General features: G+C 64.8%; 2 protein-coding genes. One reads left to right on the forward strand and one right to left on the reverse strand.

What is annotated here, in order from left to right; genetic code table 11:
* Positions 1-229 precede the first annotated feature (229 nt).
* Positions 230-1078 (reverse strand): caspase family protein, encoded by an 849-nt coding sequence (locus JQ566_RS34380; protein WP_212380670.1) that lies wholly within the window; start codon positions 1076-1078, stop codon positions 230-232.
* A 420-nt stretch (positions 1079-1498) separates the two neighbouring features.
* Between JQ566_RS34380 and JQ566_RS34385 the strand changes: the two genes are divergently transcribed.
* Complete coding sequence (locus tag JQ566_RS34385) at positions 1499-3226, forward strand: hypothetical protein (protein ID WP_212380672.1); 1728 nt, start codon at positions 1499-1501, stop codon at positions 3224-3226.
* Positions 3227-3328: the final 102 nt, after the last annotated feature.

Raw genomic sequence — 3328 nt, forward strand, 5'->3', positions numbered from 1 at the left:
CTCCTTGCCAAGGATCGACGACACGGAATCAGACATCCTCTCGGTCTTCAACCTCGATGTGTGAATGTCGTAGCCCTGGAGGGGGAGGGTCGCTTCGCATGCAGCGTAGCGAAAGGCGAAGCGGGGTGGGGTGATCTCTCGGCACGGGCACTGTTCGTGCGGAGAGATCACCCCACCCCGCTCGCGCTGCGCGCGATCGACCCTCCCCCTCCAGGGGAGGGTAAGAAACCTAGCCGCCGGCTTCGCCGAAATGGACGTCTTCGAGCAACGATGACGACACGGTCGGGACCTGATCGCCTTCGCTGGCACGGGAGATGGCGAGGCGGGTCTTGTTGAAGACGCTCTCGGCGCTGCCCGGCTTGCCGAGGTTGTTGAGGAACTCGCTGACCAGCACGCTGTGCTCGCCCTTGCCGTCGTCGACGACCTTGCCGGGCGAGGCGGAGGTGAGGATCAGCGCATTGTCGGTCGCGCTGATCGGCGCGAGACCGTGGCTGTAGGAGCGGAAGCGGCGCTCGTAAGGGTTACGGCGGGAGGCGTCGACCACGACCAGCTTGGCCTTGGCACCCTGCTCCTTCATCATGTCGAGCACGCCGTCGATGGAGATGCCATGGCGGCGGACGTCGCTTTCCTTCCAGATCACGGCGTCGACCGGCAGCATGTAGCTCTCGCGACCGGCCTGCACGCCGTAGCCGCCGAAGAACAGCATGACGACGCTGTCGCGCTTGATCCGGGACTTCAGGCGGCCCACGGCACGGACCATGTCGTCCTTGGTCGCGTCTTCCACCATGTCGACGTCAAAGCCGTTCTTGCGCAGCGACGAGGACAGCGCACGGGCGTCGTTGATCGACTGCGTCAGCGGCGCGTTGGCGTCGGGATAATGTCCATTGCCGATGACGAGTGCGAGGCGCGAGCTCTGGCCGATCGAACCGGTGATCTGTTCGGTCGTCACGGCCTTGGCGGCGTCGATCGCACGCATGTTGAGAGCAGCATGGGCGCCGATCACGAGCGACGCCGTGCCGATGAGGGCTGCGGCGACGGCGATCGTACGTCGGGAAAGGTCGAGCTGCTTTACATTCATCTCGGTTCGTTTCCTGTGCCAAAGACCAGCCAAGCGCGCGCACACTGTTTGAGTAGCGCGATAGCGTCTTTAGGTTTGAGGGATTGGCCGGGGAAGTGCCCCCGAATTGCGCGCAATTTGCGGCGCCGCACCAAACAAACCCTTAACCGCATATAGGCCCTGGGGCAATAGATTGCTCAAAATTTGAGCTAAGCGGCTGAATGTGTTGGTTAATTCTCCGAGCCAGGTTTGTGCATTCTTGGGTTCCCCCGTAGCCTTCCGAAGGCTGATCATGCAGCCCTCGTGCCGGCTTTTTCCGTGACCTTCATCACATTTGTATTTCCTGCGAATCCAGGTAGCTTTTCAACGACTTGCAGGGGGTGGTGTGCGGACGGCTGCGCGCTCGCCGGCCCCGGCCGAGCCCCCGCGACCAGGTATTTCATGAGCTTTCATTATTTCGCCGGCGCCGCCTGCCGGGCGCTGACGGCGCGGAAGGACGGCCCCACGCTTTACGACGTCTGCGATCCCGTATTGTCCGGCTCGGCCAGCGGCGATCCTCATCTGGCCAAATTCTACAAGACCGCACTCGGCAATCCCGCGCTGCGGATACTACTGCGCCGCGCCGGCCTGCCCGAGCTGCGCGACGAGTCCAGGCTGTCCCGGCTGCGCGAGGCACTCACCCACGCCCGCGACGAGGTCGAGCCCGACTGGGCGGCGGTCGGGCGGCCGATCGCCGATCTCGTCGACAGCATCGCGCTCGAGCATCCGAAGCCGCCGCCGGTGCCGTTCACCGCCGTCCTGCCGCAGAGCGCGCAGATCGACGGCGCGATCCGCGACTGCGCGCAGCATCTGCTCGGCTCCTACCGCCGCAACGGCTTCCTGCCGACCTATGCCGCCTTCAACCTGATCGGCGACCCCGACTTCCGCGGACGTGAGCTGATCATGGCGCTCACTGGGCTGAACGCGCGCGGCTACAAGAATTCCTCGCTGCTGTTCAACCTCGCCCGCGTCTTCATCGCGCGCTCGCCCGCGCGCGCCGTGGTCCATCCGCCCTGGAAAGGCATTGCCGAGCCGATGTGGGAGCCGGTGCAGATCCGCCACCGCTCGGCCTATTACGACGCGTTCTTCATCGAGGCGCTGCTGAGCTATGTCGAGACCGGGCTCGCCTCGCCGGCCGACAAGATCGCGGCGGAGCGCGCGATCGCCGACATGGTCGATTTCTGCGTCAACATCAGCCGCGAGGAGGTCGAGGGCATCGACGGCGCGCGCTTCAACGTCATCACCGCGCTGGCGCCGGCGCCGCATCCGCGGTTCTCTCGCTACTTCGCGCAAATCAAGCAGGATCTCGGCTTCGGAATCTACGTTCCGGATTGCGACACCACGGCCTGCTCGATCTCGGCAGCGACACAGGCCGGCTGCACCGATCCCATCATCGACCAGCCGCTATTGGATTTCTATTCGGGCTATCAGGTGCGCGCCGGCGTCAACGCGCCGCGCGTGACCGTGCCGCTCAACGACAATATCGACTATGAGGGCGGGGTTGCGACCTGGATCGACAATCTCGCAGGCGAGCGCCCTTACGGCAACGACCTCGATCCGACGCTCAATCTCGACATTCTCGAGGTCAGCTTCCGCAACCTGGCGCGCTGGAAGATCCTCGAGACGCCGGCGCGGCTCGCCACCGTGCATCGGATCATCGGCTTCCAGAAGCGGCTGGCGGCCAGCGGCGCCTTCGCCAATCCGCGCTCGCACATCTATTACCTGCCGGAGCTCTACAGCGCCTATTTCGGCCGCTGCTATGCTGCGTTCCTGGCTCTGCCGCTGGCGGCGCAGGCCGCGATCGATCCCGACGGCGATTTCGATTTCATCCGCCACCGCGTGCTGTCCTACGTCAAGGGCGAGCTGATGGCGGCCGAGATGAACGTGTTCGACGCCGCGCTCGCACTGATCGCGCTCGGCCATCTCGGCGCCGACCCGCGTGCCTTTGCACCGGCCCTAAACGTGATCGTCGCGAGCCTCGGCGAAGGCGGCCGCCGCGGCCCGTTCCGCGCCTATGAATGGAACAAGATGAAGACGCCGACGCGGATCCTTGTTGGCGGACCCGAGGTGACCTCGGCGTTCGTGCTGATGGGGCTGGCGGTGGCGAAGCGGGCGATGGCGCGGGGGTGATGTGTCCTCTTACCCTCCCCCTCCAGGCTACGACATTCACACATCGAGGTTGAAGACCGAGAGGATGTCTGATTCCGTGTCGTCGATCCTTGGCAAGGAGGA

The organism is Bradyrhizobium sp. SZCCT0231 (assembly GCF_018130245.1).
GTDB classification, from domain to species: Bacteria; Pseudomonadota; Alphaproteobacteria; order Rhizobiales; family Xanthobacteraceae; genus Bradyrhizobium; species Bradyrhizobium japonicum_F.